General features: G+C 58.1%; 24 protein-coding genes and 1 tRNA gene. 11 read left to right on the top strand and 14 right to left on the bottom strand.

Annotated features, from left to right (window positions below; all coding sequences use genetic code 11):
- Positions 1 to 8 precede the first annotated feature (8 nt).
- From ugpE to ugpB, 3 genes are all read right to left on the bottom strand, one after another.
- Positions 9 to 860, bottom strand: coding sequence for a sn-glycerol-3-phosphate ABC transporter permease UgpE (ugpE, locus tag SIB92_RS18845; RefSeq protein ID WP_294116235.1), 852 nt, complete (start codon positions 858 to 860; stop codon positions 9 to 11).
- On the bottom strand, positions 860 to 1,741 hold the full coding sequence (gene ugpA / locus SIB92_RS18840; protein WP_412553463.1) for a sn-glycerol-3-phosphate ABC transporter permease UgpA: 882 nt from the start codon (positions 1,739 to 1,741) through the stop codon (positions 860 to 862). Before ugpA ends, ugpE begins: the two co-directional genes overlap by 1 nt.
- 84 nt (positions 1,742 to 1,825) lie before the next feature.
- Positions 1,826 to 3,148 (bottom strand): sn-glycerol-3-phosphate ABC transporter substrate-binding protein UgpB, encoded by a 1,323-nt coding sequence (gene ugpB, locus SIB92_RS18835; protein WP_412555870.1) that lies wholly within the window; start codon positions 3,146 to 3,148, stop codon positions 1,826 to 1,828.
- A gap of 135 nt (positions 3,149 to 3,283) precedes the next feature.
- Here ugpB and SIB92_RS18830 point away from each other — a divergent pair, with 135 nt between their 5' ends.
- On the top strand, positions 3,284 to 4,201 hold the full coding sequence (locus tag SIB92_RS18830; RefSeq protein WP_412555869.1) for a LysR substrate-binding domain-containing protein: 918 nt from the start codon (positions 3,284 to 3,286) through the stop codon (positions 4,199 to 4,201).
- A gap of 42 nt (positions 4,202 to 4,243) precedes the next feature.
- Here SIB92_RS18830 and SIB92_RS18825 read toward each other — a convergent pair whose 3' ends face one another.
- From SIB92_RS18825 to SIB92_RS18815, 3 genes are all read right to left on the bottom strand, one after another.
- Positions 4,244 to 4,846: a pyridoxamine 5'-phosphate oxidase family protein gene (locus tag SIB92_RS18825; protein WP_412553462.1), complete on the bottom strand. Its 603-nt coding sequence runs from the start codon at positions 4,844 to 4,846 to the stop codon at positions 4,244 to 4,246.
- 29 nt (positions 4,847 to 4,875) lie between these two features.
- The gene (locus SIB92_RS18820; RefSeq protein WP_412553461.1) at positions 4,876 to 5,343 is read right to left on the bottom strand and encodes a DUF1348 family protein; all 468 of its coding nucleotides are present in this window, start codon (positions 5,341 to 5,343) and stop codon (positions 4,876 to 4,878) included.
- A gap of 68 nt (positions 5,344 to 5,411) precedes the next feature.
- A complete protein-coding gene (locus SIB92_RS18815; RefSeq protein ID WP_412553460.1) occupies positions 5,412 to 6,404 on the bottom strand; it encodes an alpha/beta fold hydrolase in 993 nt (330 codons plus the stop codon).
- Positions 6,405 to 6,536: 132 nt separating this feature from the next.
- Here SIB92_RS18815 and SIB92_RS18810 point away from each other — a divergent pair, with 132 nt between their 5' ends.
- Positions 6,537 to 7,445: a LysR family transcriptional regulator gene (locus SIB92_RS18810; RefSeq protein ID WP_412553459.1), complete on the top strand. Its 909-nt coding sequence runs from the start codon at positions 6,537 to 6,539 to the stop codon at positions 7,443 to 7,445.
- A 103-nt stretch (positions 7,446 to 7,548) separates the two neighbouring features.
- Here SIB92_RS18810 and SIB92_RS18805 read toward each other — a convergent pair.
- From SIB92_RS18805 to SIB92_RS18790, 4 genes are all read right to left on the bottom strand, one after another.
- A tRNA-Arg gene (locus tag SIB92_RS18805) sits at positions 7,549 to 7,625 on the bottom strand.
- Positions 7,626 to 7,687: 62 nt separating this feature from the next.
- Entirely contained in the window at positions 7,688 to 9,076 is a 1,389-nt protein-coding gene (locus SIB92_RS18800; protein ID WP_412553458.1) for a sensor histidine kinase, read from the bottom strand.
- 18 nt (positions 9,077 to 9,094) lie between these two features.
- Entirely contained in the window at positions 9,095 to 10,513 is a 1,419-nt protein-coding gene (locus SIB92_RS18795) for a dihydrolipoyl dehydrogenase family protein (protein ID WP_412553457.1), read from the bottom strand.
- A 2-nt stretch (positions 10,514 to 10,515) separates the two neighbouring features.
- On the bottom strand, positions 10,516 to 11,256 hold the full coding sequence (locus SIB92_RS18790) for a TVP38/TMEM64 family protein (RefSeq protein WP_412553456.1): 741 nt from the start codon (positions 11,254 to 11,256) through the stop codon (positions 10,516 to 10,518).
- Between the two features lie 443 nt (positions 11,257 to 11,699).
- On the opposite strand from SIB92_RS18790, the gene rpmH reads away from it, so the two are divergent.
- The 9 genes from rpmH to SIB92_RS18745 all read left to right on the top strand — a co-directional run bounded on the left by rpmH (position 11,700) and on the right by SIB92_RS18745 (position 16,788).
- Positions 11,700 to 11,834 (top strand): 50S ribosomal protein L34, encoded by a 135-nt coding sequence (gene rpmH, locus SIB92_RS18785; protein ID WP_005980833.1) that lies wholly within the window; start codon positions 11,700 to 11,702, stop codon positions 11,832 to 11,834.
- A 34-nt stretch (positions 11,835 to 11,868) separates the two neighbouring features.
- Positions 11,869 to 12,303, top strand: coding sequence for a ribonuclease P protein component (rnpA, locus tag SIB92_RS18780; protein ID WP_412553455.1), 435 nt, complete (start codon positions 11,869 to 11,871; stop codon positions 12,301 to 12,303).
- Between the two features lie 152 nt (positions 12,304 to 12,455).
- On the top strand, positions 12,456 to 12,776 hold the full coding sequence (locus SIB92_RS18775) for a putative quinol monooxygenase (RefSeq protein WP_412553454.1): 321 nt from the start codon (positions 12,456 to 12,458) through the stop codon (positions 12,774 to 12,776).
- Between the two features lie 137 nt (positions 12,777 to 12,913).
- The gene (locus SIB92_RS18770; RefSeq protein ID WP_412553453.1) at positions 12,914 to 13,234 is read left to right on the top strand and encodes a putative quinol monooxygenase; all 321 of its coding nucleotides are present in this window, start codon (positions 12,914 to 12,916) and stop codon (positions 13,232 to 13,234) included.
- A 179-nt stretch (positions 13,235 to 13,413) separates the two neighbouring features.
- Positions 13,414 to 14,277 (top strand): acetylglutamate kinase, encoded by an 864-nt coding sequence (argB, locus tag SIB92_RS18765; protein WP_412553452.1) that lies wholly within the window; start codon positions 13,414 to 13,416, stop codon positions 14,275 to 14,277.
- A gap of 65 nt (positions 14,278 to 14,342) precedes the next feature.
- Complete coding sequence (locus SIB92_RS18760; protein WP_412553451.1) at positions 14,343 to 15,137, top strand: sterol desaturase family protein; 795 nt, start codon at positions 14,343 to 14,345, stop codon at positions 15,135 to 15,137.
- A complete protein-coding gene (locus SIB92_RS18755) occupies positions 15,134 to 15,760 on the top strand; it encodes a ferredoxin (protein ID WP_412553450.1) in 627 nt (208 codons plus the stop codon). The genes SIB92_RS18760 and SIB92_RS18755 overlap by 4 nt, the downstream gene beginning before the upstream one ends.
- Positions 15,757 to 16,272, top strand: a complete 516-nt coding sequence (locus SIB92_RS18750; protein ID WP_412553449.1) for a SixA phosphatase family protein — start codon at positions 15,757 to 15,759, stop codon at positions 16,270 to 16,272. The genes SIB92_RS18755 and SIB92_RS18750 overlap by 4 nt, the downstream gene beginning before the upstream one ends.
- Before the next feature lie 66 nt (positions 16,273 to 16,338).
- Positions 16,339 to 16,788: a DUF411 domain-containing protein gene (locus tag SIB92_RS18745; protein WP_412553448.1), complete on the top strand. Its 450-nt coding sequence runs from the start codon at positions 16,339 to 16,341 to the stop codon at positions 16,786 to 16,788.
- 51 nt (positions 16,789 to 16,839) lie between these two features.
- Here SIB92_RS18745 and SIB92_RS18740 read toward each other — a convergent pair whose 3' ends face one another.
- The 4 genes from SIB92_RS18740 to SIB92_RS18725 form a co-directional block, all read right to left on the bottom strand.
- Positions 16,840 to 17,631: an amino acid ABC transporter ATP-binding protein gene (locus SIB92_RS18740; RefSeq protein ID WP_294116215.1), complete on the bottom strand. Its 792-nt coding sequence runs from the start codon at positions 17,629 to 17,631 to the stop codon at positions 16,840 to 16,842.
- A 15-nt stretch (positions 17,632 to 17,646) separates the two neighbouring features.
- Complete coding sequence (locus SIB92_RS18735; RefSeq protein ID WP_412553447.1) at positions 17,647 to 18,942, bottom strand: amino acid ABC transporter permease; 1,296 nt, start codon at positions 18,940 to 18,942, stop codon at positions 17,647 to 17,649.
- A gap of 2 nt (positions 18,943 to 18,944) precedes the next feature.
- Complete coding sequence (locus SIB92_RS18730) at positions 18,945 to 20,177, bottom strand: amino acid ABC transporter permease (RefSeq protein WP_412553446.1); 1,233 nt, start codon at positions 20,175 to 20,177, stop codon at positions 18,945 to 18,947.
- 122 nt (positions 20,178 to 20,299) lie between these two features.
- On the bottom strand, positions 20,300 to 21,316 hold the full coding sequence (locus tag SIB92_RS18725; RefSeq protein ID WP_412553445.1) for an amino acid ABC transporter substrate-binding protein: 1,017 nt from the start codon (positions 21,314 to 21,316) through the stop codon (positions 20,300 to 20,302).
- Between the last annotated feature and the right edge of the window lie 55 nt (positions 21,317 to 21,371).

The raw sequence follows: 21,371 nt of genomic DNA, 5'->3' as shown, positions 1-21,371 counted from the left end.
GATCCCCGTTATTTATCAGTTTCAGTGAGGCCCTGCACAAAGAGCCTTTGCATACCAACAACCACAAACACCGGCGGGATCATCGCCAAAAGCGCGGTCATCATGATGATGTTCCACTGCGGCGATTGCTCTGCCGCTTCCAGCATCTGTTTGATGCTCATCACAATGGTGGTCATGTCGGTGTCGGTGGTGATCAAGAGCGGCCAAAGATACTGGTTCCAGCCGTAGATGAAGAGGATCACAAACAGCGCGGCAATATTGGTCCGGCTGAGCGGGATCAGGATGTCCCAGAAGAACCGCAGCGGCCCTGCCCCATCAATCCGCGCACTCTCCAGCATCTCATCCGGAATGGTCAAAAACACCTGCCGGAACATAAATGTGGCCGTGGCCGAGGCGATCAGTGGGATCGACAGGCCCCAATAGCTGTTGAGCATGCCCAGGTTTGCCACCACCTCAAAGGTCGGCAAAATCCGCACTTCCACCGGCAACATCAGGGTGATGAAGATCATCCAGAAGAACCCCATGCGGAACGGGAACTTGAAGTAGACAATCGCAAAGGCCGACAGCAGCGAAATCGCGATTTTGCCAAAGGCAATCATCAGGGCCATAGCCAGCGAGTTGAGCAACATCCGCCACACCGGCGCGCCTTCTGATCCGGAGAGCCCAGCGCCAAACAGCGTCTGTTTGAAGTTCTCAATGAAATGCGAGCCAGGCAGCATCGGGATCGGCGCCTGCGTCATCCGCACCGCGTCATGGGTGCTGGCGACAAAGGTGATCCAGATCGGCAAAGCCACCATGATCACACCAAGGATCAACACGATGTGGGAAATGATCCCAAGGATACGACGATTTTCGACCATCAGTATTCCACCTTTCTTTCGACATAGCGGAACTGAACCACCGTCATTGCGATCACGAGGATCATCAGGATCACCGACTGCGCTGCCGACCCGCCAAGATCGAGCCCAACAAAGCCGTCGTTAAACACCTTGTAGACAAGGATCGTGGTGCTGTTCGCCGGGCCACCCTGGGTCACCGCGTGGATGATCCCGAAGGTGTCAAAGAAGGCGTAGACCGCGTTGATAACCAACAGGAAGAAGGTCGTGGGCGAAATCAGCGGGAAGATGTGGTCCCAGAACCGGCGCACCGGCCCCGCGCCATCAATCGCCGCTGCTTCAATCAGAGAGCGCGGGATCGACTGCATCGCGGCAAGATAGAACAGGAAGTTATAGGCAATCTGCTTCCACGCAGCGGCAAAGATCACCAGCAGCATCGCATGGGTACCATTCAGGTAATGGTTCCAGTCGATGCCAATGAATTCAAGGATGTAGGGGAAGATGCCCAACGTCGGGTTGAACATAAACACCCAAAGCGCACCGGCCAGCACCGGTGCGACCGCATAGGGCCAGATCATCAACGTACGGTAGGTGGTCGCGCCGCGCACCACGCGGTCGGCAAAGGCCGCCAGGATCAGGGCCGAGCCCATCGACAGCACCGCCACAGCGGCAGAAAAGATAATCGTGCGCCAGAAGGTCTCAAGATAAAGTTTGTCTTCAAACAGGATCTGGAAGTTTTCAAACCACACAAACTCGGTGGACAGACCAAAGGCGTCTTCGATCAGGAAAGACTGATACACCGCCTGGCTCGCAGGCCAGATAAAGAAGATCAGCGTGATGATAATCTGTGGCGCCACCAGCAGGTAGGGCAAGACAGATGTGGGAAAGTGGACGCGTTTGAGCATGCGGCCCTCAAGTCAGGGTGGGTCGTTTAGACAGAAACACGCCCGGCAAACACCATTGGTCCGCCGGGCGCAGGGGAGGTTCACTTATTTGGCGGAACGCTCAAACTTGCGCAGCAGGGCGTTGCCACGCTCGGCGGCGGCGTCCAGTGCTTCCTGAGCGGATTTGTCACCAGCCCACAGCGCTTCCATCTCTTCGTTGATCACGTCGCGCACCTGCACGAAGTTACCAAAGCGGATGCCGCGGGAGTTGGCGGTTGGGGTGTTCAAGCTCAGCTGTTTGATCGCTGTGTCGGTGCCTGGGTTGCTGTCATAGAAGCCTTGGTCCTTGGACAGTTCCCAAGCCGCGGTGGTGATTGGCACATAACCAGTTTCCTGGTGCCACCACGCCTGTACCTCTGGGGAAGACAGGTAGGTCATGAACTTCGCCAGACCTTTGTATTCCTCAGATTCGTGACCGGCCAGCGCCCACAGGGTTGCACCACCAATGATGGAGTTCTGTGGCGCATCCGCAGCCGCGGTGTCCAGTGGCAGCATGGTCTGACCAAATTCAAACTCAGCCTGAGATTTGATGGAGCCATAGTATGCGGAAGAGTTCATCCACATGCCGCATTCACCGTTGGTGAACATTGGCAGGGAGTCACCGCGACGACCGCCATATTTGAACAGGTTGCCTTCAGACATCGCTGCCACGTCATCCAGACGCGCGGCCAGCTTGTCGTTCTTGCTGAAGGTGAACTCGGTGTCGAAACCGGCAAAACCGTTCTCTTTGGTGCCCATTTCCATGTTGTGCCAGGAGGAGTAGTTCTCCAGCATCACCCAGGACTGCCAGCCAAAGCTCACACCACAATCCATACCGTTGTCGACGAGCGCTTGGGAAACGGATTTCACGTCATCCCAGGTCTTTGGCGCGTCAACACCAGCCGCTTTCAGCGCGTCTGCGTTGTACCACAGAACAGGCGTGGAGCTGTTGAACGGCATGGACAGCAGTTCACCCTCTGGGGTCTGGTAGTAAGAGATCACCGCTGGCAGGTAGTCGCCTTTGTCAAACGGCTCACCGGCGTCCGCCATCATCTTTTCAACCGGATAGATCGCGCCTTTGGCGGCCATCATGGTTGCGGTGCCCACTTCAAACACCTGCACCAGATGCGGGTGCTCTTTGGCGCGGAACGCCGCCACAGCAGCGGTCATGGTTTCGGTGTAGTTGCCTTTGTAGGACGGTACGATTTTGTACTCGGACTGGCTGGCGTTGAAATCCGCCGCAATCTTGTCCACGCGCTCGCCGTTGGTGCCGCCCATAGCGTGCCACCAGTTGATCTCGGTTTGTGCGGAAGCCATGCCAGCGGTCATGCCAGCGGCCAAAGCACCAAACAAAACTGTCTTAAATTGAGTCACAGGAAATTCCTCCATCTGCTGTGCTGGCGGGATCATTGAAAAGTTAAAGCCATAATGCAAGTGAAGAATTTATAACAAATTGCATAACAGTATGTTATAGTTTAACCAAACAGTAAACATGCCGCATCGCGGCAAATGAGAGATAAGCCTTTGAAATTTCAACTAAGACAGCTCGAAGCTTTCCGCGCCGTGGCCGAAACCGGCAATATGACCAAAGCCGCAAAACGCATGGGCGTTTCACAACCAGCAGTAAGTCGTTTGCTCTCTGATTTCTCCCAATCTGCCGGTATTGAACTCTTCACGCGCCACCGTGGCGTGCTCGAACCTACCAGTGACTCGCGCTACCTTTTGGCCGAGGTGCAGCGCATTCTAGACGGGCTGGATCACCTCGACGATCTGCGCCGCGACCTGATTGAGCGCACCGGCGGACACGTCCGGATAGCCTGCCTGCCCGGCTTCGCCACCAGCCACTTGCCAGGCGTTTTGGTCAACTTCCTCAAGGAACGCCCAAACGTCACCGTGACCCTGGAACCGGACCGCCCAGAGCGCATTCTGGAGTGGATCATTGGAGAACAGTATGACTGCGGCATCACCGACGGCTTCCTCGGCCACCCCGCCACCCGCAGTCAGGACTTGCACATCAAATCCGCCTGCATCCTGCCCGAGGGTCACCCGCTGGCGGATCAGGATCACATCACCCCGCGCGACCTCGCCCAAGAGCGCTTGATTCACACCCGCCGCGACAGCCGGTTTTACCAGCACCTCTCCCGCGCCTTTTCTGAAGACGGCGTGGAACTCAACAGCCTGATCGAAGTGCGCCAGTTCACCACCGCCTGCACCATGGTGGCCCAGGGCATGGGCGCCTCTGTGGTCAGCGCACTGGACGCCGAAGCTTACCGCGCCACCGGCATCGTGATCCGCCCGTTCAAGCCCCAGCTCTTCCACCGCCTCTCGATCCTGCAACCCGCCTCCGGCCCCACCTCCCCTGTGGTGCTGGATTTTGTCGACGCCTTTATCGAAAGCCTGCAACCCTATGTGGCCTCCGCCAAAGAGGTTAAGCGCGGATAAAAAAAGGCCGGTGACTTTCGCCACCGGCCTCCATCGCAAACTTTAAGATCCCGCCAATTGTTCTTCCAGTTCGCGAATCCGGTTCTGAAGCCGCAGAAACTCGCCTTCCACTTCGGCGCGGGAATAACGTGGTGTTATGTGTTGCGGACAATTCCAGTCGAACCCGTCGACCGTGATCTCAAACCCACGCTCCACCCGAGCGCGATAGCCTTCTCTGGGCGACAACTGCGCCAAAAGCGCTTCCTCCTCCGGTGCAATCACCCGCACCCGCCCCAAAAGCTTCAGCCGCGTTTGATTGGGGTAATCCATAAAAAACAGGGACACACGGTCGTTTTGACTGAGGTTGCCAAGGCTCACGTACTGCCGGTTGCCCCGATAATCGGCAAACGCCAGCCGTCGTTCATCCAGCACCTTCAGGAACCCCGCCGGCCCGCCGCGATGCTGCATATACGGCCAGCCGGTCTCGCTGACCGTCGCCATGTAAAAACTGTCCCGCGCCGCGATAAACTGCGCCTCATGCGGGCCCAACCGGTTGTTGTAGTCCTCCCGCGCGGCCATCCGCGCATAAGACGCCCGCGATCCAGCCTCTTCCTGGTGCCGCTTCACCGCCTCAGTGAAGGCAATCTCTGCAAACTTATGTCCCATATCTTGGACCTTTCTCTGACATTGACGGGTCACAGACCCAGATCGGACAGGCCTGGATGATCGTCCGGGCGTCGCCCCTGCGGCCAATGAAACAACCGGTCTGCGTCGTTGATCGGCAGATCATTGATGCTCGCATCCCGCTCGCGCATCAGCCCGTTCTCGTCAAATTCCCAGTTCTCGTTGCCATAGGAGCGGAACCACCGCCCCATCATGTCCTGCCACTCATAGGCAAACCGCACCGCAATCCGGTTGTCGGTGAAGGCCCACAGCTCCTTGATCAGCCGATACTCCCGCTCCTTGGACCATTTCGCTTTCAAAAACGCTTGCACCTCAGTGCGGCCGGTCAAAAACGTCGACCGATTGCGCCAGCGCGTGTCCGGCGTATAGGCCAGCGACACTTTCTCAGGATTTCGGGAGTTCCAGCCATCTTCAGCCAGACGCACCTTCTGCAGGGCATCTTCGCGGGAAAACGGCGGCAATGGGGGGCGGGTTGTCATAGGTTAAATCCTTTTTGAGGAGAGGGAGGAATTTGCGACGCGGGAGGCTGCCCCCGCGCCGCGTTGGGTTAGTCTTGGATTTCTTTGTCGAGAAACTCGCGGATCAGCCCGGCCACTTCCGGCCCATGCGATTCCAGAATGAAGTGCCCCGCATCAATCATGTGCAACTCGGCCTCCGGCAGGTCGCGCAAATAGGGCGCCGCCCCTTCCGCCGGGAAGATGTAGTCATTCTCCCCCCAGACAATCAGCGTGGGCGGCTGATGCGCTCGGAAGTAAGCCTGAAACTCCGGATAAAGATCGACATTGGTGCGGTAATCGTAAAACAGATCCAGCTGGATCTCCTGATTGCCCGGCCGGTCCAGATAGGCCTGATCCAGCATCCAGGCGTCCGGGCTCAGGCGATGCGCATGGCTCTCCGGCACCCCATGGGTGTACTGCCATTCCGTGGCCGTCACATTCAGGAAGTCCCGCAACGGTTCGCGGGTCTCGGCACTACCGTCTGCCCAATAGCTGCGGAACACGTCCCAGAACTCCAGCAAGCCCTCGTCATAGGCATTGCCGTTCTGAATGATCAGCGCCTCAACCGCCTCCGGCTCCTTCAACGCCAGCCGGTAGCCCACTGGCGCGCCGTAATCCATCACGTAGAGACTGTAGCTGTCCAGCGCCAAGGCATCGGTGAACCCGTCCATCAGCGTGGCATAACTGGCAAAGCTGTAATCAAACTCTGCCCGATCCGGCATCGCACTGGCGCCAAAGCCCGGATAGTCCGGCGCAATCACCCGATAGTCTTCCGCCAACTCGGGGATCAGGTTTCGGTATTGCTGCGAAGAGGTCGGGAACCCATGCAGCAACAGCACAACCGGTGCGTCCGCCTGACCGGCCTCGCGGTAGAAAATCTCCTGCCCCTCGATGGTGACCGTGTTGTAACGCACGGCGCTTGCGGCCTCGGCCTGCGGTGGCTGCCCTGCCTGCGCCAGGGTTGGCAAAGACGTCAATTGCGCCCCCAGGCCAAGCGTGATCAGGCCGGTGAGCAAAGTCTGTTTTAGATCATTCCGTTTCATATCTGTGTCCCTCGTTATGAACGCTGCGCCAGATTGTGGCGGTGTCGCTTTCGACAAGAGGACAGATAGCGGCCTTGCTATTCCGGAAGAATATGCCGATCTTGAAAGTCACTATTACAGAGAGTGGAATAAATGGATCGCATCCTACAGATGGAGGTCTTCGCGGCCATCAATGACACCGGCAGCTTTGTGCAGGCCGCCAACAAACTGCGCATGTCCCCGCCCGCCGTGACCCGTACAATGAACGCGCTGGAGGCCCGCTTGGGCGTGCAACTGCTGACCCGCTCCACCCGACAACTCTCCCTGACCGAAGCTGGCAGCAGCTTTCTGGAGGCCACCCGCCGCCTGCTCTCGGAAATTGACGATGCGGAAAAACAGGCCGTGGGGCAAATGGGCATCGCCCAGGGTCACCTCACCGTGTCCTGCTCCATGACCTTCAGCCGCCTGATCGCAGGCCCGGTGGTACGCGCTTTCCTGGAGGCGCACCCGCGCATGTCCGTGTCCCTGATCGCCGTGGATCGGGTCACCAATCTCGTGGAGGAAGGCATCGACGTCGCCATCCGCATCGGCAACCTGCCGGACTCAAACCTGATGGCCAAACGCCTCGGCCACGTGCGCCGCCTGTTTGTCGCCAGCCCAGACTACCTCGCGCGGCGCGGCACGCCGCAAACTCCCGCAGATCTGAAACTGCACGCCATCATTGGCTTCACCGGCATCATGCCCGGCCACGACTGGCACTATAAATCCGGCACCACCCGCGGCCACGTGCAGTTGGCGCCGCGCTTTGAGGTCAACGACGCCACCACCGCCCTCGCCGCCGCCACTGCGGGCGAAGGCATCACCATGGCGCTCTCCTATATGGTCGCAGACCAGCTCAAACGCGGCGAGCTCGTGCCGATTCTCCCCACCTACATGCCGCCACCAGAGGCCGTGCATCTGGTCTACCCGCAAAGCAAACTGGTCGCCCCCAAAGTCCGCGCCTTTCTGGATTTTGCCGGCGAGCGTCTGAAGCAAATGATTCCCGAAGTGGACCTGTCCTAGACATCAAGCCAAAGGCAAATCACACGCAAAACCGCCTGCAAAACAGGGCTCAAAACGTCAATGTATGGAAGCTGGATATGTCACTATTCTGTGGGGAGGATAGTGGCGCTCTGGGGAGGATTCGAACCCCCGACCCCTTGATTCGTAGTCAAGTACTCTATCCAGCTGAGCTACCAGAGCGCGGTGTGAGGGGCGGTTTAAAGTGAACTCTCAGGGGGCGCAAGGGCTAAAACGAAGAAAAATCATTTTATCGCCACTTCCCCTTTCGGAAGGCATATTTCAAAGGTTGTTCCGGCCGCGCCGGTCTCTGAAAGAGTCAGCATTCCGCCGTGTCCGCGCACCAATTCTGAGGAAATGGCCAGCCCCAAACCGGACCCGCCTTTGCGAATCCCGCCTTGGAACGGCTGATAGAGGTGTTCCTGCGCTTTGGGCGGCAAGCCCGGCCCGGTATCTTTCACCGTGATCAGCCATGAGTCGTCGTTTTCCGTGGCGCTCACCGCGATCTCACCCGGCTGCCCGCTTGCCACAATCGCCTGCCGCGCGTTGCGCACCAGATTGCTCACCACCCGGAACATCTGCTCCGGATCGGCCCGCACCATCATGCCCGCCGGAATATCCTCACCAAAGCTCAGGTCGTAGTCTTCCACAGCCAGCCGTTCTGAGGCGATCACATCGCCCACGGTCTCGCTCAACGCAAACCGCGTCAGCGTCGGCGCAGGCTCCTCTGCCTTGCCAAAAGCCAAAGTGCTTTCACATAGATGTACCGCGCGGGTGATCGAGTTCACCAGTTTCGGCGCCAACCGCCGTACCAGCGGGTCTTCACTGCTTTCAATGCGGTCGGTGAACAGCTGCGCCGAGGTCAGGATATTGCGCAGGTCATGGCTCACTTTAGCCACCGCGCCACCCAGTTGCGCCAAGCGCTCCCGCTGTTTGAGTGAGGCGGTCAGCTCTGTCTGCAACGCCAACAAGGCCTCTTCCGCCTCACGCAGCTCCGTCACACCGGCTTGCGGCTTAATCAGGCTGCGCGCATCCTCAGGCGCTGCGGCATAGGTCTGCATATAGCCGACCACACCTTTGATGGGGCGCACCAAAATCGCCCGCACCGCCAGGAACAGCAAAAACGCCGTGACCACAGAGATCACCGCCGACAGCGCCAGAATGCGCACGCCATAGTCGATCATCGACATGCGCAGCTCTTCGGTGTCCATCGTCACCTCGATCAGCAGCCCGGCGTCCTGCACCGGCGCGCCAATCACCCGCACCACACGGTTGCGAGTCTCAAACAGCTGCATCATCGCATCTTTGATCAAGATGCTCGCCGTGGCGCTGCGCATGTCATAGGTCGCGCTGATCGGTTCCGGGATGGGAGAGCTCAGGATCAACTGCCGCATCTCATCGCGCCGCAGCACCACGTTATACACGCCCGCGTTTTTTAACAGCTCCTGCTCCAGCTCCGTATCGATCATGTCGTCTGCCAGAAGCGCAAGCGAGGCAATCTGCGCCCGCTCCAGCCGCAGCAGCAGGTAATCTTCCCGATAACGTGCAATCGACGGCACAAAGATCAGGATTTCCGCCAGCATCACAAAGATGACCGTCAGGATCAGGAACCGACCTGATAGCGTGTTGAGCATGTTTCGCGACCGTTCTGGTTACGGCAGCCAGCGTTGCACCAAGCCAACCACCCGTTTCACCTTAGGATTATCAAACAGTTGCGGCGAGAAATAGGCCCCTGCAACCCGCTTGTTGATTTCGCCCACCGTTGGGTAGGGCGACACCATGCCAGCCACAGCGCTCATCTTCAGCTTATTGGCAATCACCAGCGACCACAGATTGACCAGCTCCCCGGCCTGTGGCCCGACAATTGACACGCCCACCGGACGGCCCTTGACCACCATCGCTTTGATCAGCCCATAGGCATTGCGCTCGGCAATCAGCCTGTCGTTATGGTGGCTCTCAAACCGCGTCACGGTCAGCTTATCGCCATACTGCGCCCGCGCCTCCGCCTCGGTTAATCCAACCTGCGCCAGTTCTGGGTCGGTGTAGGTCGCATAAGGAATGTGATCCGTGCGCGCTTTGGCCGGCAATCCAAACAGCATCGAGCGGATGATCACCCCCGCCTGATAGCCCGCCACATGGGTAAACTGCGCCCCGCCGGCGACATCGCCAATCGCATAGACCTTCTTATTGGTGGTCTTCAGAGAGGCATCCACCGAAATCCCGGTTTTGTGAGTCTCAATCCCAGCGGCCTCGAGGTTGAGGCGGTCCATATTGGCCTTGCGCCCAACGGCCACCAACAGATGTGATCCGCTAAAACTGCGCCCATCCTGCGCCTCAACCGTGATCACGCCATCTGTCTGCGTCACCGTCTTCGCCATCGCGTCTTCGGCAATCTCCACGCCTTCGCCGCGCAGCCGCTCCAGCACAATCGCCGCCATCTCTGGATCATCCCGACCCAGCGCCTTGGCGCCTTCGATCACCGTGACCTTGATGCCCAGCCGCACATGCGCTTGCGCCATCTCCAAACCAATCGGCCCGCCACCAATGATCAACAGATGCTCCGGCGTCTCGGTCATCTCAAACAGGGTTTCATTGGTCAGATAGTCGACCTGATCCAAACCGGGAATCGGCGGCACCAGCGGACTGGACCCAGTGGCAATCACCACCCGGCGCGCCGTGATCTGATGGTCTCCGGCCTGCACCACCTTTGGGCTGATGAAATGCCCGTATTCCTGAATGACCCGCACGCCAAAGCCTTCAAACCGCTCCACACTGTCCATCGGCTCAATCTGCGATATCACATCCGCCACATGCGCCTTGGCCGCGGCATAATCCACCTGCGGCACCTGATCGGACACGCCAAACGCTTGGCCCTTGGTTTGCTGATGCGCCATCTTGGCGCTTGCCAACAACGCCTTGCTGGGCACGCACCCAAAGTTCAGGCAATCCCCGCCCATCTTATGACCTTCTAGCAGCACCACGCTGGCGCCCATCTGGCTTGCCCCAGCCGCCACAGACAACCCACCAGAGCCAGCCCCGATGACCAGCACGTCCGTCTTGATCTGTTCCATGATTACAGCGCCTCTTTGCCGCGAATGAGTTTGAGCACAACCGGCAGAAACGCCAGCGCCGCCAAGCCAAGGATCGGCAACAACACATGTGGTTCAAAAATGATGCCCAAATCCGGCGTCTCGCCACGGGCAAACACTTCGCCCAATCCGGCGCCAACAGAGGTATAGACCAGCCCACCGGGAATAATGCCAAGGAAGGTGGACACCACATAGCGCCACAGCGACACGCCCACCAACGCGGGAATTAAGTTGGCCACAAAGAACGGCACCAAAGGCACCAGACGGATGATGAACAGCATCGACCACTGGTTTTCATCAATCCCGTCCTTGATCGCTTTCACCTTGCCTTCGCTGGCATCCATCTTCGCGGCCAACCGGTCGCCAAGCCCCCAACGGGCGGCCAGAAACACCACAGTGGCCCCAATGGTCGCCGCCCCGACGTTGAACAACACGCCTGGGAAGGTGCCAAACAAAAAGCCGCCGGTCAGCGTCGCTATCGTGGCCCCGGGCAGGGAGAACCCCGCGATCACCACATATATCGCCATAAACACCACCACAGCGAGCGCGTAGTGCGCATCGCGGTAGGCAATCAGCATCTCGCGATTGTCGCGCAAGGCTTCAAAACTCAGGTAGTCGCCCAAGGCATAAGCGCCCAGCCCAGCCCCGACGACAAGCGCCGCGAGCGGCAACATACGCGCCCATTTGGATTTGGTTTCTTGCGAAGTATCCGTCACGTCAGACATCTTTGATCCGTTTTCTTGGTCTTACCCCAACATGGCTGACGTATTGGTAAAACAACAGAGACCTCACGGGCGCTTGATCACGACGCCACGATTCGTGAGGAATTCGTGGTTAACCGTAACAAACACCCCTTTGGGACGGGCCAGCTGGCCCGGTCCGCGCCTGCCCCTCCCCACAGGAGGGCGCATTTGCGTTCAAGCGCCCCCTTCAATTGTTACAAGTCTCGGCCTGCCTTACGCCTCCAACCACGGTCCCAAGCACCCACCCGGGGTCGGGCGCTGCCCTCTTCCTCCAAACATCCGCGTCCTCCTTGCCTTTTTGCCAAAAATCCCCCATCTGACGTTTGACTTATCCCGCAGGCCCGTCTAAAGACCGGTCTTCGAATAGATAGGCACCGCGAATCTCGCGCCGGGGCCCACTGAAACAACATGACGGAGACGGAGCGATGAAACGCACCTACCAACCTTCGAACCTGGTTCGTAAACGCCGCCACGGCTTCCGTGCGCGCATGGCCACCAAAGCTGGCCGCAAGATCCTGAACGCACGCCGCGCACGCGGTCGTAAGTCGCTGAGCGCATAAGCGCACGACTGCCTGAACAGGCCGTTTGGAAAAAATGACACCGCCGGAGACCCCACAGGAAGGCTCAGCCTCCAACGGGACAACGTCTCCGGCGGTTTCCGTTTGTCCGCAGCCAGCCCTGCCCGTCTTGAAAAAACGCAGCGAGTTTCTCGCCGCCGCCCGTGCCCGCAAGCAGGGCACCAAGGCGATGATGATCCAGGCTCGCAAACGCCGTGATGACGAGAACGTCGATCCTTCCGTCATCCGCGTCGGCTTCACATGTTCCAAGAAAGTTGGCAACGCCGTCGCCCGCAACCGCGCCAAGCGCCGGATGCGCGAAGTCGCCCGCGCGATTCTCCCAATCCACGGCCATGCCGGATGGGATTACGTTTTGATCGGCCGCAAAGACGAAACCGCCAGCCGCGACTTCAAAACCCTGCAAGGCGATCTGAAGTGGGCGCTACGTAAACTTCACGCCCCACGCAAGTAACCCCCTGAACACGTTACACGTTCGCGCAACTGCAAACAGATTGTCTAAAATCTAAGACACTCTGTGCCTTTACCATTTGTACACTAATTTTATATCCATCCCGTCGAATGTGTTTCGGGGTGAAACCGTTTTTTTCGGTATGGAGTGGATCAATGAGAGAGACAGTGGTGGTCTCCTTCTCAACAGATGAGCGTGACGCAGATCACGTGGCGGGCGCCTTAAAAACGCTGGCTGCACGGGCCTGCAATATGCCTGGCTGCATCAGCTATGTCGCCACAACCCTTGCGGATTCCCCGTCCGAGTTCCACATCCAACAAAAATGGGACAATGCTGCGGCCTGGAAAGCCTACCTCAACTCCGAGGCGCATTTTGCGTTTCAAACGGAAGTGTACGGCCTGCTGTCAGACCTCACCGTGGCCAAACAGGCCCCCCTGCGCCCACGCCGCCCCACCTGCTTCGCACTGGCGAGTTAAACGCCGCCCAACCGGCATCTATCAAATTGTCGCGGATTTCCGGCAAGCCCCCCATTTTCTTTCACTGTTAAGTAAACTTTTCCGACGCAGGCTTGGCGCATTACCGCTGTCTGCAAAGAATCGGCAAAGGCTTTCAGATGACCGTCACCATTATGGCGTCTTTTTATCTCGACTCGCCCAACCGCGCCCGCGTGCGCGAGGGCCTGCTGCGCCTCGCCCAACGGGTGCTGAACGAGCAAAACTGCCTGCGTTTTGACATCCACACTGGCACGGGCGACCCGGGACAGTTCATTCTGTTCCATCGCTGGGAAAGCCGCCGCGACTGGCAGCACTTCCTGAACAGTGATGCCTTACATGACTTTCAGGACCTGTTTGAGGACGGGGTGACCGATCTAGTGATCAAAGAACTAACCCCGCATTTTGTCCCCTCCTCCGTGCCCACCGTGCACGCGCGTTAAGACATCGCTGTTAACAAACGGCCCCACCTCCACAAAACAGTCGTGATGCCGACGCAATACCGATGTTCCAAATCGGGTTAATTTGCCCTCTTTTTACCAAATCGGCACTTCAACCCTCCGGTACGTCTTGGCACTCCTGACAAGAGCGGTTAACACGCTCTGACAAAGAGGCCTGCAAAATGAAGACACAAGATATGAACCGCGATTGGATCGCCACCGCCCGCACCCTGTCCCAAGCCCTGCCTTACCTGCAGCGCTACACCGGTGCGACCGTGGTTATTAAGCTTGGCGGTCACGCCATGGGCAGTGACGAAGCCATGGATGATTTTGCCCGTGACGTGGTTCTGATGCGCCAAGTGGGCATCAACCCGGTGATCGTGCACGGCGGCGGCCCGATGATCAACGCGATGTTGGAACGCCTTGAAATCAAATCGGATTTTGTGAACGGCAAACGCGTCACCGACGCCGCCACCGTCGAAGTGGTGGAGATGGTTTTGTCCGGTGTGGTCAACAAACGCATTGTGCAAGCCATCAACCGTCAGGGCGGCAAGGCGGTTGGCCTGTCCGGCAAAGACGCCAACCTGATCGTCTGTGACCAAACCAACCCAGACCTCGGTTTTGTCGGCACCCCGGCCGACATGAACCCATCGATTCTACACGAGCTCTTTGCCAATGACACCATCCCGGTAATCGCGCCTTTGGGGGCTGGTCGCAACGGCGAAACTTTCAACATCAATGGGGACACTGCCGCCGGCGCCATTGCCGGCGCCCTGGAAGCGGATCGCCTACTGCTGCTGACCGATGTCGCTGGCGTTAAGAACGGTGACGGTGAGGTTCTAACAGAGCTAAAAGCACAACAAATCCGAGACCTTACCGAAGAAGGTGTGATTGCGGGCGGTATGATTCCCAAGACCGAAACAGCTCTCGCGGCCATCGAAAAAGGCGTGCGCGCTGTGGTCATTCTCGACGGCCGCGCCCCCAACGCCTGCCTGCTGGAGCTCTTCACCGAACATGGTGCAGGCTCGATGATCCGGGGCGATTAACACTACCCCTTTTCACATTCTGAAAAATAAATATATTGAGAGGCCACCACTATGGATGCCTCTCAATGCAACACGAGCTACTGATCCGTCTGAGCGTTTTCTTCGGGCTCTTCATCGTGCTCGCCGGGATCGAAACTTTGGCGCCACGTCGACCGCTGAGTTGGTCCAAATCCCGTCGCTGGATGACCAACTGGGGGCTGTCTGTCCTCAACACCTTAACTCTGCGGGCGTTGGCCATCGCCTTGCCGTTGCTCGCTGTGGGCGCAGCCTCCGATGCCCAATCCAACGGCTGGGGCCTGTTCAACACCTTGAAACTCCCCGTCGCAATTGAGGTCATCCTGGCAATTCTTATCCTGGATTTTGCCATTTGGTTGCAACACCTTATCACCCACAAGGTCCCGCTCCTGTGGCGCTTGCATCGGGTACACCATGCCGATCCAGACTTCGACGTCACCACCGCCATTCGTTTTCACCCGGTGGAAATTGCCCTGTCGATGGGTCTAAAAATCGGTTTGATCTACCTACTTGGCCCCGCCGCGCTGGCCGTGCTGGTGTTTGAAATCCTGCTCAACGGCACCGCGCTGTTCAACCATGCCAACATCCACCTGCCCGCCAAACTCGACCGCTTGATCCGACTTGTTTTGGTCACACCGGACATGCATCGTGTGCATCATTCGGTGCATCGAGACGAGCACGACAGCAACTATGGCTTTGCCCTGTCGATCTGGGACCGTGCGCTGGGAACCTATATCGCGCAACCCCGTGCAGGACATGATAAGATGACCATCGGACTAGAATGGCAAGACGCCCGCCCTACCAAACTTTCCTGGAGCTTGCGCCTCCCGTTCCGCGCAAAATGACGCTGAATGCCATTCAAACCGCCGCCGCAAACGCGGGCCTGATCACCATGGGCGCGCTGCGTGAGGACGGCAAAACCATTGTGCTCTTTGGCACCGGCCCGGATTTCTGGGCCGCGTTCAGCGCGTCGCCGGAATTTCTGGACGGCAATAAGCACCCCGTCGACCGGTGGTCCAAACGCGTCGTTGGAGACCTCGCCCAAACCTTTGACGGAACATGCCAATTCCCCTCCGACGGCCCACCCTACCCACCATTCATCCGCTGGGCCTTGGACAGCGGACGGTTCTACCAAAGCCCCGTTGGCATGATGGCGCACCCCGAAGTGGGCCTGATGATTTCTCTACGCGGCGCGCTGATCTTGCCGACAGAAATTCCAATACCTCAACAGGGTACACAATCTCCCTGCCTCACCTGTGACGCCCCATGCACCACGGCCTGTCCGGTGGACGCCCTCAGCGCAGACTCCGGATACAATATCGCCGCCTGCCACGCTTTCCTGGACACCAAGGATGGCTCCGACTGCATGTCCCGCGGTTGCATTGCCCGCCGCGCCTGTCCACACTCAGGCAAAGCCAAACGTACAGACGCCCAATCCGCATTGCATATGAGGTCCTTTCATCCATGAGCCGCACCCTGATCCTGATGCGTCATGCCAAATCAAGCTGGGACGACTTTTTGCAACCGGACCACGCCCGCCCCCTCAACGCACGCGGCCGCACCTCCGCCGCGGCTATGGGCAAGTGGCTCAAAGACAAAACCTACCTGCCCGACGAACTGCTCTGTTCCACCGCAGAGCGCACCCGCGAGACCTATGCCCGACTAGGCATCACTGCGGCCAAAACCCGCTACGAGGATGCCCTCTATCACGCAGGTGCAGACGTCATGTTGCGTGTCCTGCAAACCGCACAGGCCGACACCATCCTGATGCTTGGTCACAATCCGGGTATCGCCTATTTCGCTGAAATGTTGTCCAAGAAACCGGCCACCCACCCGCGGTTCTCCGACTACCCAACCTGCGCCACAACTGTGATCCACTTTGACGTTGCGAACTGGGCAGAGGTTCAATTCTCCCAAGGCACCATTGTGGACTTCGCAATCCCGCGCGAGATCATCGCCACTCAAACAAACGCCACTTGATCCAGCGCATTGCAGCACCGCTTGCTGCTGCCTATCTGTCCAACAACAGCATTCAAGGAGCCTCTCATGCACCGCCGCGCCTTTCTGCTGGCCGCCGCCAGCCTGCCTCTCGCCAGTCTGCCCGCCATGGCCGACACCCCCACCATTAAGGTTGTGAAATCTCCCACCTGCGGCTGCTGCGGCGCTTGGGAAGAGCACCTGCGCGCCGAAGGGTTCCTTGTAGAAAGCCACGCCATTCCGGATGAACAGCTCTGGAACATCAAAGCCCGCCTGGGCCTAACGGACGAGACCTCCTCCTGCCACACAGGCTTGATCGACGGCTATCTGGTCGAAGGCCACGTGCCCGCTTCCGACATCCGCCGCCTTCTGACCGAACGCCCCAGTGCCCGCGGCATCACGGTTCCCGGCATGCCCATGGGCTCTCCCGGCATGGAAATGGGCGGTGAGGTGGAGCCCTATGACACCCTGCTGATCCACCCGGATGGCCGCACGGAAGTGTTTGAAAGCCATAGCTAAACGCAAAAGGCCGGGCAAATGCCCGGCCTTCTTTTTGATCTGTATTCGGGATCAGTGACCCAGAATCTGGCTCAGGAACAACTGGGTCCGTTCGCTCTTCGGATTGTTGAAGAACTCTTCCGGCTCGTTCTGCTCCACGATCTGACCCTGGTCCATGAAGATCACGCGGTTCGCCACCTGACGGGCAAAGCCCATCTCGTGCGTCACGCAAAGCATGGTCATGCCTTCTTCCGCCAGTTCGATCATGGTGTCGAGCACCTCTTTGATCATCTCCGGGTCAAGCGCCGAGGTAGGTTCGTCAAACAGCATGATGCGCGGCTTCATGCAAAGCGAACGGGCAATCGCCACACGCTGCTGCTGACCACCGGAAAGCTGGCCCGGATACTTCAGAGCCTGATCCGGGATTTTCACCTTCTCAAGGAAGTGCATCGCGATCTCTTCGGCTTCTTTCTTGGGCGTTTTACGCACCCAGATCGGCGCCAGCGTACAGTTCTCAAGGATCGTCAGATGCGGGAACAGGTTGAAGTGCTGGAAGCACATGCCAACCTCGGAGCGGATCTTGTCGATGTTCTTGAGGTCGTTGGACAGCTCTGTTCCATCCACGATGATGTCGCCCGACTGGTGCTCTTCCAAACGGTTGATGCAGCGGATCAGGGTCGATTTACCGGAGCCGGATGGCCCCGCAATCACGATCCGCTCACCTTCGTTGACGGTCAGGTTGATGTCGCGCAGCACGTGGAAAGACCCGTACCACTTGTTCATGTTGGAGATTTGAATGGCGACTTCGCTGCCCACATGCATCTTGGAGCGGTCGATTTCGCGATCAGACATAAGTTCAGACATATTGTGAACTCCTTCTTAGTGGCCTTTGTGCAGCTTGCGCTCAAGCCACTGGGAATATTGAGAGATGCCGTAGCAGACGACGAAGAACAGAAGCGCGGCAAACCCGAAGAGCTCCCAATACACGCCGTTCCACTCGGTGGAGGCGAGGATTGGCCCACGGATCATACCCACCAGGTCAAACATCGAGATCACCGATACCAGCGTGGTGTCTTTGAACAGGCCCACGGCCACGTTCACGATACCGGGGATCGAAATCTTCAACGCTTGCGGCAGGATGATCAGGCGCATGGCTTGTGGATAGTCCAGGCCAAGGCTGTCTGCGGCTTCATATTGTCCTTTCGGCAAGGCGGCCAGGCCCCCACGGATCACCTCAGCAATATAGGCTGCGGAGAACATGGTGATCATGATCACCACACGCAGGAACAGGTCGACTGTGCTTTCCGGCGGGAAGAAGTATGCCAGCATCACCGACGCCACAAACAGCAGCGTGATCAGCGGCACCCCACGGATAAACTCGATGAAGACCACACAGATGCCCTTGATCAGCGGCATGTCAGACTGACGGCCCAACGCGAGTGCAATGCCCAACGGAATAGACAGCGACACACAGGTCACACCCAGCATCAGGTTCAGCATGAAGCCACCCAGATCGCGGGAAGGTACCGCAAGCAGCATAGCATTTTCAGACGCGCCCTCAGGGATCAGGTAACCACCCAACGCCCAGACAAGCAACGCGAGCACAATGCCCCCGAAGAAGCCCAGAGCAAAGCTGCTGCGACCAAAGACCTGGAAGAACACACCGGCTACAACAAAGCCCACCAGCGCAACCAGAGGCGCAAGAATGGTGCCCCCCCAGATCAGCCAGAAGGCCACAAACGGGTACAGCGCAGTGAAGATCAACAGCTTGCGCGGCAGATCAAAGAACAGCACCGGCGCAATCGCCACCAGCATCAGCAGGAAGGCCAGATTCGGACGCCAGTATTCCTCTTGTGGATACTTGAAGCCATAAATCAACTGGTGCCAACGCTCGGTCAGAACCGAGAAACATGCCCCTGTTTTACCCTGCAAGATTTCGCGACATTCGGCCAAAGAGTTGGTTGTCCAGATGCCGTTGAAGATCCAAGGCAAAATCGCAGCCAGCACCTGAAAAATCAGGTACAGCGCCACAACAGTCAGAACACCATTGGTCACGCTGGAGAACAGGTTCTCCCGCAGCCACTTGACCACACCCGTTTCGCGCGCAGGCGGCGGGCTTTCTGGTATCACTTCTGTGGCAACAAAAGCGACAGAGTTGTTTTGAGAGTCAGACATACTCAGCGCTCCTTAAGTTTCACAGAAGAGTTGTAGATGTTCATCACCATCGAAATCAGCAGCGACGCCGAGAGATAGAACAGCATCATCAAGAGCACACACTCAATCGCGCGGCCGGTTTGGTTGAGCGTGATGCCCCCCAAAGTCGCGGTGATGTCGGCATAGCCAACCAGAATGGCCAAAGAGGTGTTCTTGGTGATATTCAGATAGTTGGAGATCAATGGCGGAATGATCACACGCAGCGCCTGTGGCAGGATCACGAGGTTCATTACGCGGTTTGCACGCAGACCCAACGCTGCCGCGGCCTCGGTCTGTCCCTTGGAGACAGCTTGAATACCGGCCCGGACGTTCTCTGCGATAAAGGCACCGGTGTAGATCGACAGCGCGAACCACAGTGCGATCAGCGGACCACCAATTTTGATACCACCTTTGAAGTTGAAGCCTTTCAGCGCCGGCACTTCCCAGGTCAGCCCCATGATGAACATCAGCGCGATGAACGGCACCAGCCAGATCGCCAGATTGATCCAAAGGGTCTTTGGACGCACACCGGTGTCCGCCTGAATGTTCGTTGCGCGGTGGTTCACAGTACGCGCGGCGTACCAGGACCCACAGGCCACCAACAGCACCAGCACCCAGTTCAACGTGGCATTGCCAAAAAGGCCATTCTCAAAGAATGGCATCGGGACATAGATCCCACGGTTGGTGAAGGCAAAAAGATCCAGCACCATGCTGGAGGTCGCGTTATCGCCACGGAACTCCCGAGGTCCCGGCATCACGGCTGTCATGATCGTGTAGATGATCAGAATCCAGATCAACACAGGAATGTTGCGGAAGATTTCCACATAAAACGCCATCACCTTGGACACGAGCCAGTTGTTGGAGAGGCGTAACACGCCAGCGACGACGCCGAAAATTGTTGCGGTGATACAAGCCAGGAACGCCACCAGAAGTGTGTTCAGAATCCCAACAAGCGCGGCCCGCGCGTGGGACGATTGGCTATCATATTCGATCAGTCGTTGGTTGATGTCATATCCGGCTGGATCAGACATGAAGTTCAACGAAATATTGAGGCCGGCGGCCCGAAGGTTCTGGATAAGGTTGTTGCCCAGATACCAAATCGCCAGCGCCAGAGCGACGGCTGCAATTGCTTGGAACGTCAACGAGCGATAGCGCGTATCGTTGATCAGCATAGACAGCCGGAACGACTCCTTGGGAGGGTCGGTCAGAGTGGTCATATAGGATCTTCCCCGTTCGTCGGCCGGTTATTTTTTGGCGTCGTTGCGCCGTGGCCGATTATTGTTGTGGGTCTTCAATGCGAAAAGGGCGCGGTATGAACCGCGCCCTTTCCGTGATGTGTTTAGCGGAAGGGCGGGGAGTAGATCAGGCCGCCGTCGGTCCACTGAGCGTTCAGGCCACGGGCCAGACCGATCGGAGTGGATTCACCGATGTTGCCTTCAAAAAGCTCACCGTAGTTGCCGCCCGCCATGATGGCGTTTTTGCCCCAGTCAGCGCTCAGGCCGAGCATTTCGCCCAGGTTGCCTTCGGTGCCGAGCAGACGGTTAACTTCTGGGTTGTTGGTGCCTGCAGCCATCTCACCGATGTTTGCGGAGGTCACACCCAGCTCTTCTGCAGTGATCAGAGCGTTCAGGGACCAGCGAACCACGTCACCCCAGTTGTCGTCGCCGTGACGTACCAGTGGGCCCAGAGGCTCTTTGGAGATGATCTCTGGCAGCAGAACGTGCGCAGATGGATCTTCGAAGGTCGCACGAGTCGCCGCCAGACCGGATGCGTCGGTGGTGTACACGTCACATGCGCCTGCCAGATACTGCTGCTGAGCTTCTGCGTTGGTTTCGATTGGCACCGGCTCGTAGCTGATGTTGTTGGAACGGAAGAAGTCCGCCAGGTTCAGCTCGGTGGTGGTACCGGTCTGGATACAAACGGTCGCGCCGTCCAGTTCTTTCGCGGAGGACACACCCAGTTCTTTTGGAACCATGAAGCCCTGACCGTCATAGTAGTTCACGCCAACAAAGGTGAACTTCAGGTCTACGTCACGGGAGAATGTCCATGTGGTGTTACGTGCCAGCATGTCGATCTCGCCGGAAGCCAGCGCGGTGAAGCGGGTCTTACCGGTGGTCGGAACAAACTCAACCGCTTTCGGGTCGCCCAGTACAGCGGCTGCCACTGCACGGCATACGCCAACGTCGAACCCCATCCATTCGCCGTTTGCGTCAGGTGCAGCAAAGCCAACCAGACCGGTGGTCACACCACAGTTCAGCTTGCCGCGCGCTTTAACATCGTCAAGCGTGCCAGCAGCAGCTGCACCGGCCGCCAGGCCAGCAACTGTCAGTGCACCGAAAACTACGGATTTTTTCATTTTTACCTCTTCCTGTTGTCCACCCTATCCCGGGTGGTTTTTGGTCATGTTAGAC

The sequence above is a fragment of the Shimia sp. MIT1388 genome, from assembly GCF_047124445.1.
Classification (GTDB): Bacteria; Pseudomonadota; Alphaproteobacteria; order Rhodobacterales; family Rhodobacteraceae; genus Shimia.
This window is presented reverse-complemented; position numbering and strand designations above follow the sequence as displayed.

What these genes read in the sequence shown, in the direction of transcription:
- ugpE (WP_294116235.1), bottom strand. Translation starts at nt 860, where the DNA reads ATGGTCGAAAATCGTCGTATCCTTGGGATCATTTCCCACATCGTGTTG.
- ugpA (WP_412553463.1), bottom strand. Translation starts at nt 1,741, where the DNA reads ATGCTCAAACGCGTCCACTTTCCCACATCTGTCTTGCCCTACCTGCTG.
- ugpB (WP_412555870.1), bottom strand. Translation starts at nt 3,148, where the DNA reads ATGGAGGAATTTCCTGTGACTCAATTTAAGACAGTTTTGTTTGGTGCT.
- SIB92_RS18825 (WP_412553462.1), bottom strand. Translation starts at nt 4,846, where the DNA reads ATGGGACATAAGTTTGCAGAGATTGCCTTCACTGAGGCGGTGAAGCGG.
- SIB92_RS18820 (WP_412553461.1), bottom strand. Translation starts at nt 5,343, where the DNA reads ATGACAACCCGCCCCCCATTGCCGCCGTTTTCCCGCGAAGATGCCCTG.
- SIB92_RS18815 (WP_412553460.1), bottom strand. Translation starts at nt 6,404, where the DNA reads ATGAAACGGAATGATCTAAAACAGACTTTGCTCACCGGCCTGATCACG.
- SIB92_RS18810 (WP_412553459.1), top strand. Translation starts at nt 6,537, where the DNA reads ATGGATCGCATCCTACAGATGGAGGTCTTCGCGGCCATCAATGACACC.
- SIB92_RS18800 (WP_412553458.1), bottom strand. Translation starts at nt 9,076, where the DNA reads ATGCTCAACACGCTATCAGGTCGGTTCCTGATCCTGACGGTCATCTTT.
- SIB92_RS18795 (WP_412553457.1), bottom strand. Translation starts at nt 10,513, where the DNA reads ATGGAACAGATCAAGACGGACGTGCTGGTCATCGGGGCTGGCTCTGGT.
- SIB92_RS18790 (WP_412553456.1), bottom strand. Translation starts at nt 11,256, where the DNA reads ATGTCTGACGTGACGGATACTTCGCAAGAAACCAAATCCAAATGGGCG.
- rpmH (WP_005980833.1), top strand. Translation starts at nt 11,700, where the DNA reads ATGAAACGCACCTACCAACCTTCGAACCTGGTTCGTAAACGCCGCCAC.
- rnpA (WP_412553455.1), top strand. Translation starts at nt 11,869, where the DNA reads ATGACACCGCCGGAGACCCCACAGGAAGGCTCAGCCTCCAACGGGACA.
- SIB92_RS18775 (WP_412553454.1), top strand. Translation starts at nt 12,456, where the DNA reads ATGAGAGAGACAGTGGTGGTCTCCTTCTCAACAGATGAGCGTGACGCA.
- SIB92_RS18770 (WP_412553453.1), top strand. Translation starts at nt 12,914, where the DNA reads ATGACCGTCACCATTATGGCGTCTTTTTATCTCGACTCGCCCAACCGC.
- argB (WP_412553452.1), top strand. Translation starts at nt 13,414, where the DNA reads ATGAAGACACAAGATATGAACCGCGATTGGATCGCCACCGCCCGCACC.
- SIB92_RS18760 (WP_412553451.1), top strand. Translation starts at nt 14,343, where the DNA reads ATGCAACACGAGCTACTGATCCGTCTGAGCGTTTTCTTCGGGCTCTTC.
- SIB92_RS18755 (WP_412553450.1), top strand. Translation starts at nt 15,134, where the DNA reads ATGACGCTGAATGCCATTCAAACCGCCGCCGCAAACGCGGGCCTGATC.
- SIB92_RS18750 (WP_412553449.1), top strand. Translation starts at nt 15,757, where the DNA reads ATGAGCCGCACCCTGATCCTGATGCGTCATGCCAAATCAAGCTGGGAC.
- SIB92_RS18745 (WP_412553448.1), top strand. Translation starts at nt 16,339, where the DNA reads ATGCACCGCCGCGCCTTTCTGCTGGCCGCCGCCAGCCTGCCTCTCGCC.
- SIB92_RS18740 (WP_294116215.1), bottom strand. Translation starts at nt 17,631, where the DNA reads ATGTCTGAACTTATGTCTGATCGCGAAATCGACCGCTCCAAGATGCAT.
- SIB92_RS18735 (WP_412553447.1), bottom strand. Translation starts at nt 18,942, where the DNA reads ATGTCTGACTCTCAAAACAACTCTGTCGCTTTTGTTGCCACAGAAGTG.
- SIB92_RS18730 (WP_412553446.1), bottom strand. Translation starts at nt 20,177, where the DNA reads ATGACCACTCTGACCGACCCTCCCAAGGAGTCGTTCCGGCTGTCTATG.
- SIB92_RS18725 (WP_412553445.1), bottom strand. Translation starts at nt 21,316, where the DNA reads ATGAAAAAATCCGTAGTTTTCGGTGCACTGACAGTTGCTGGCCTGGCG.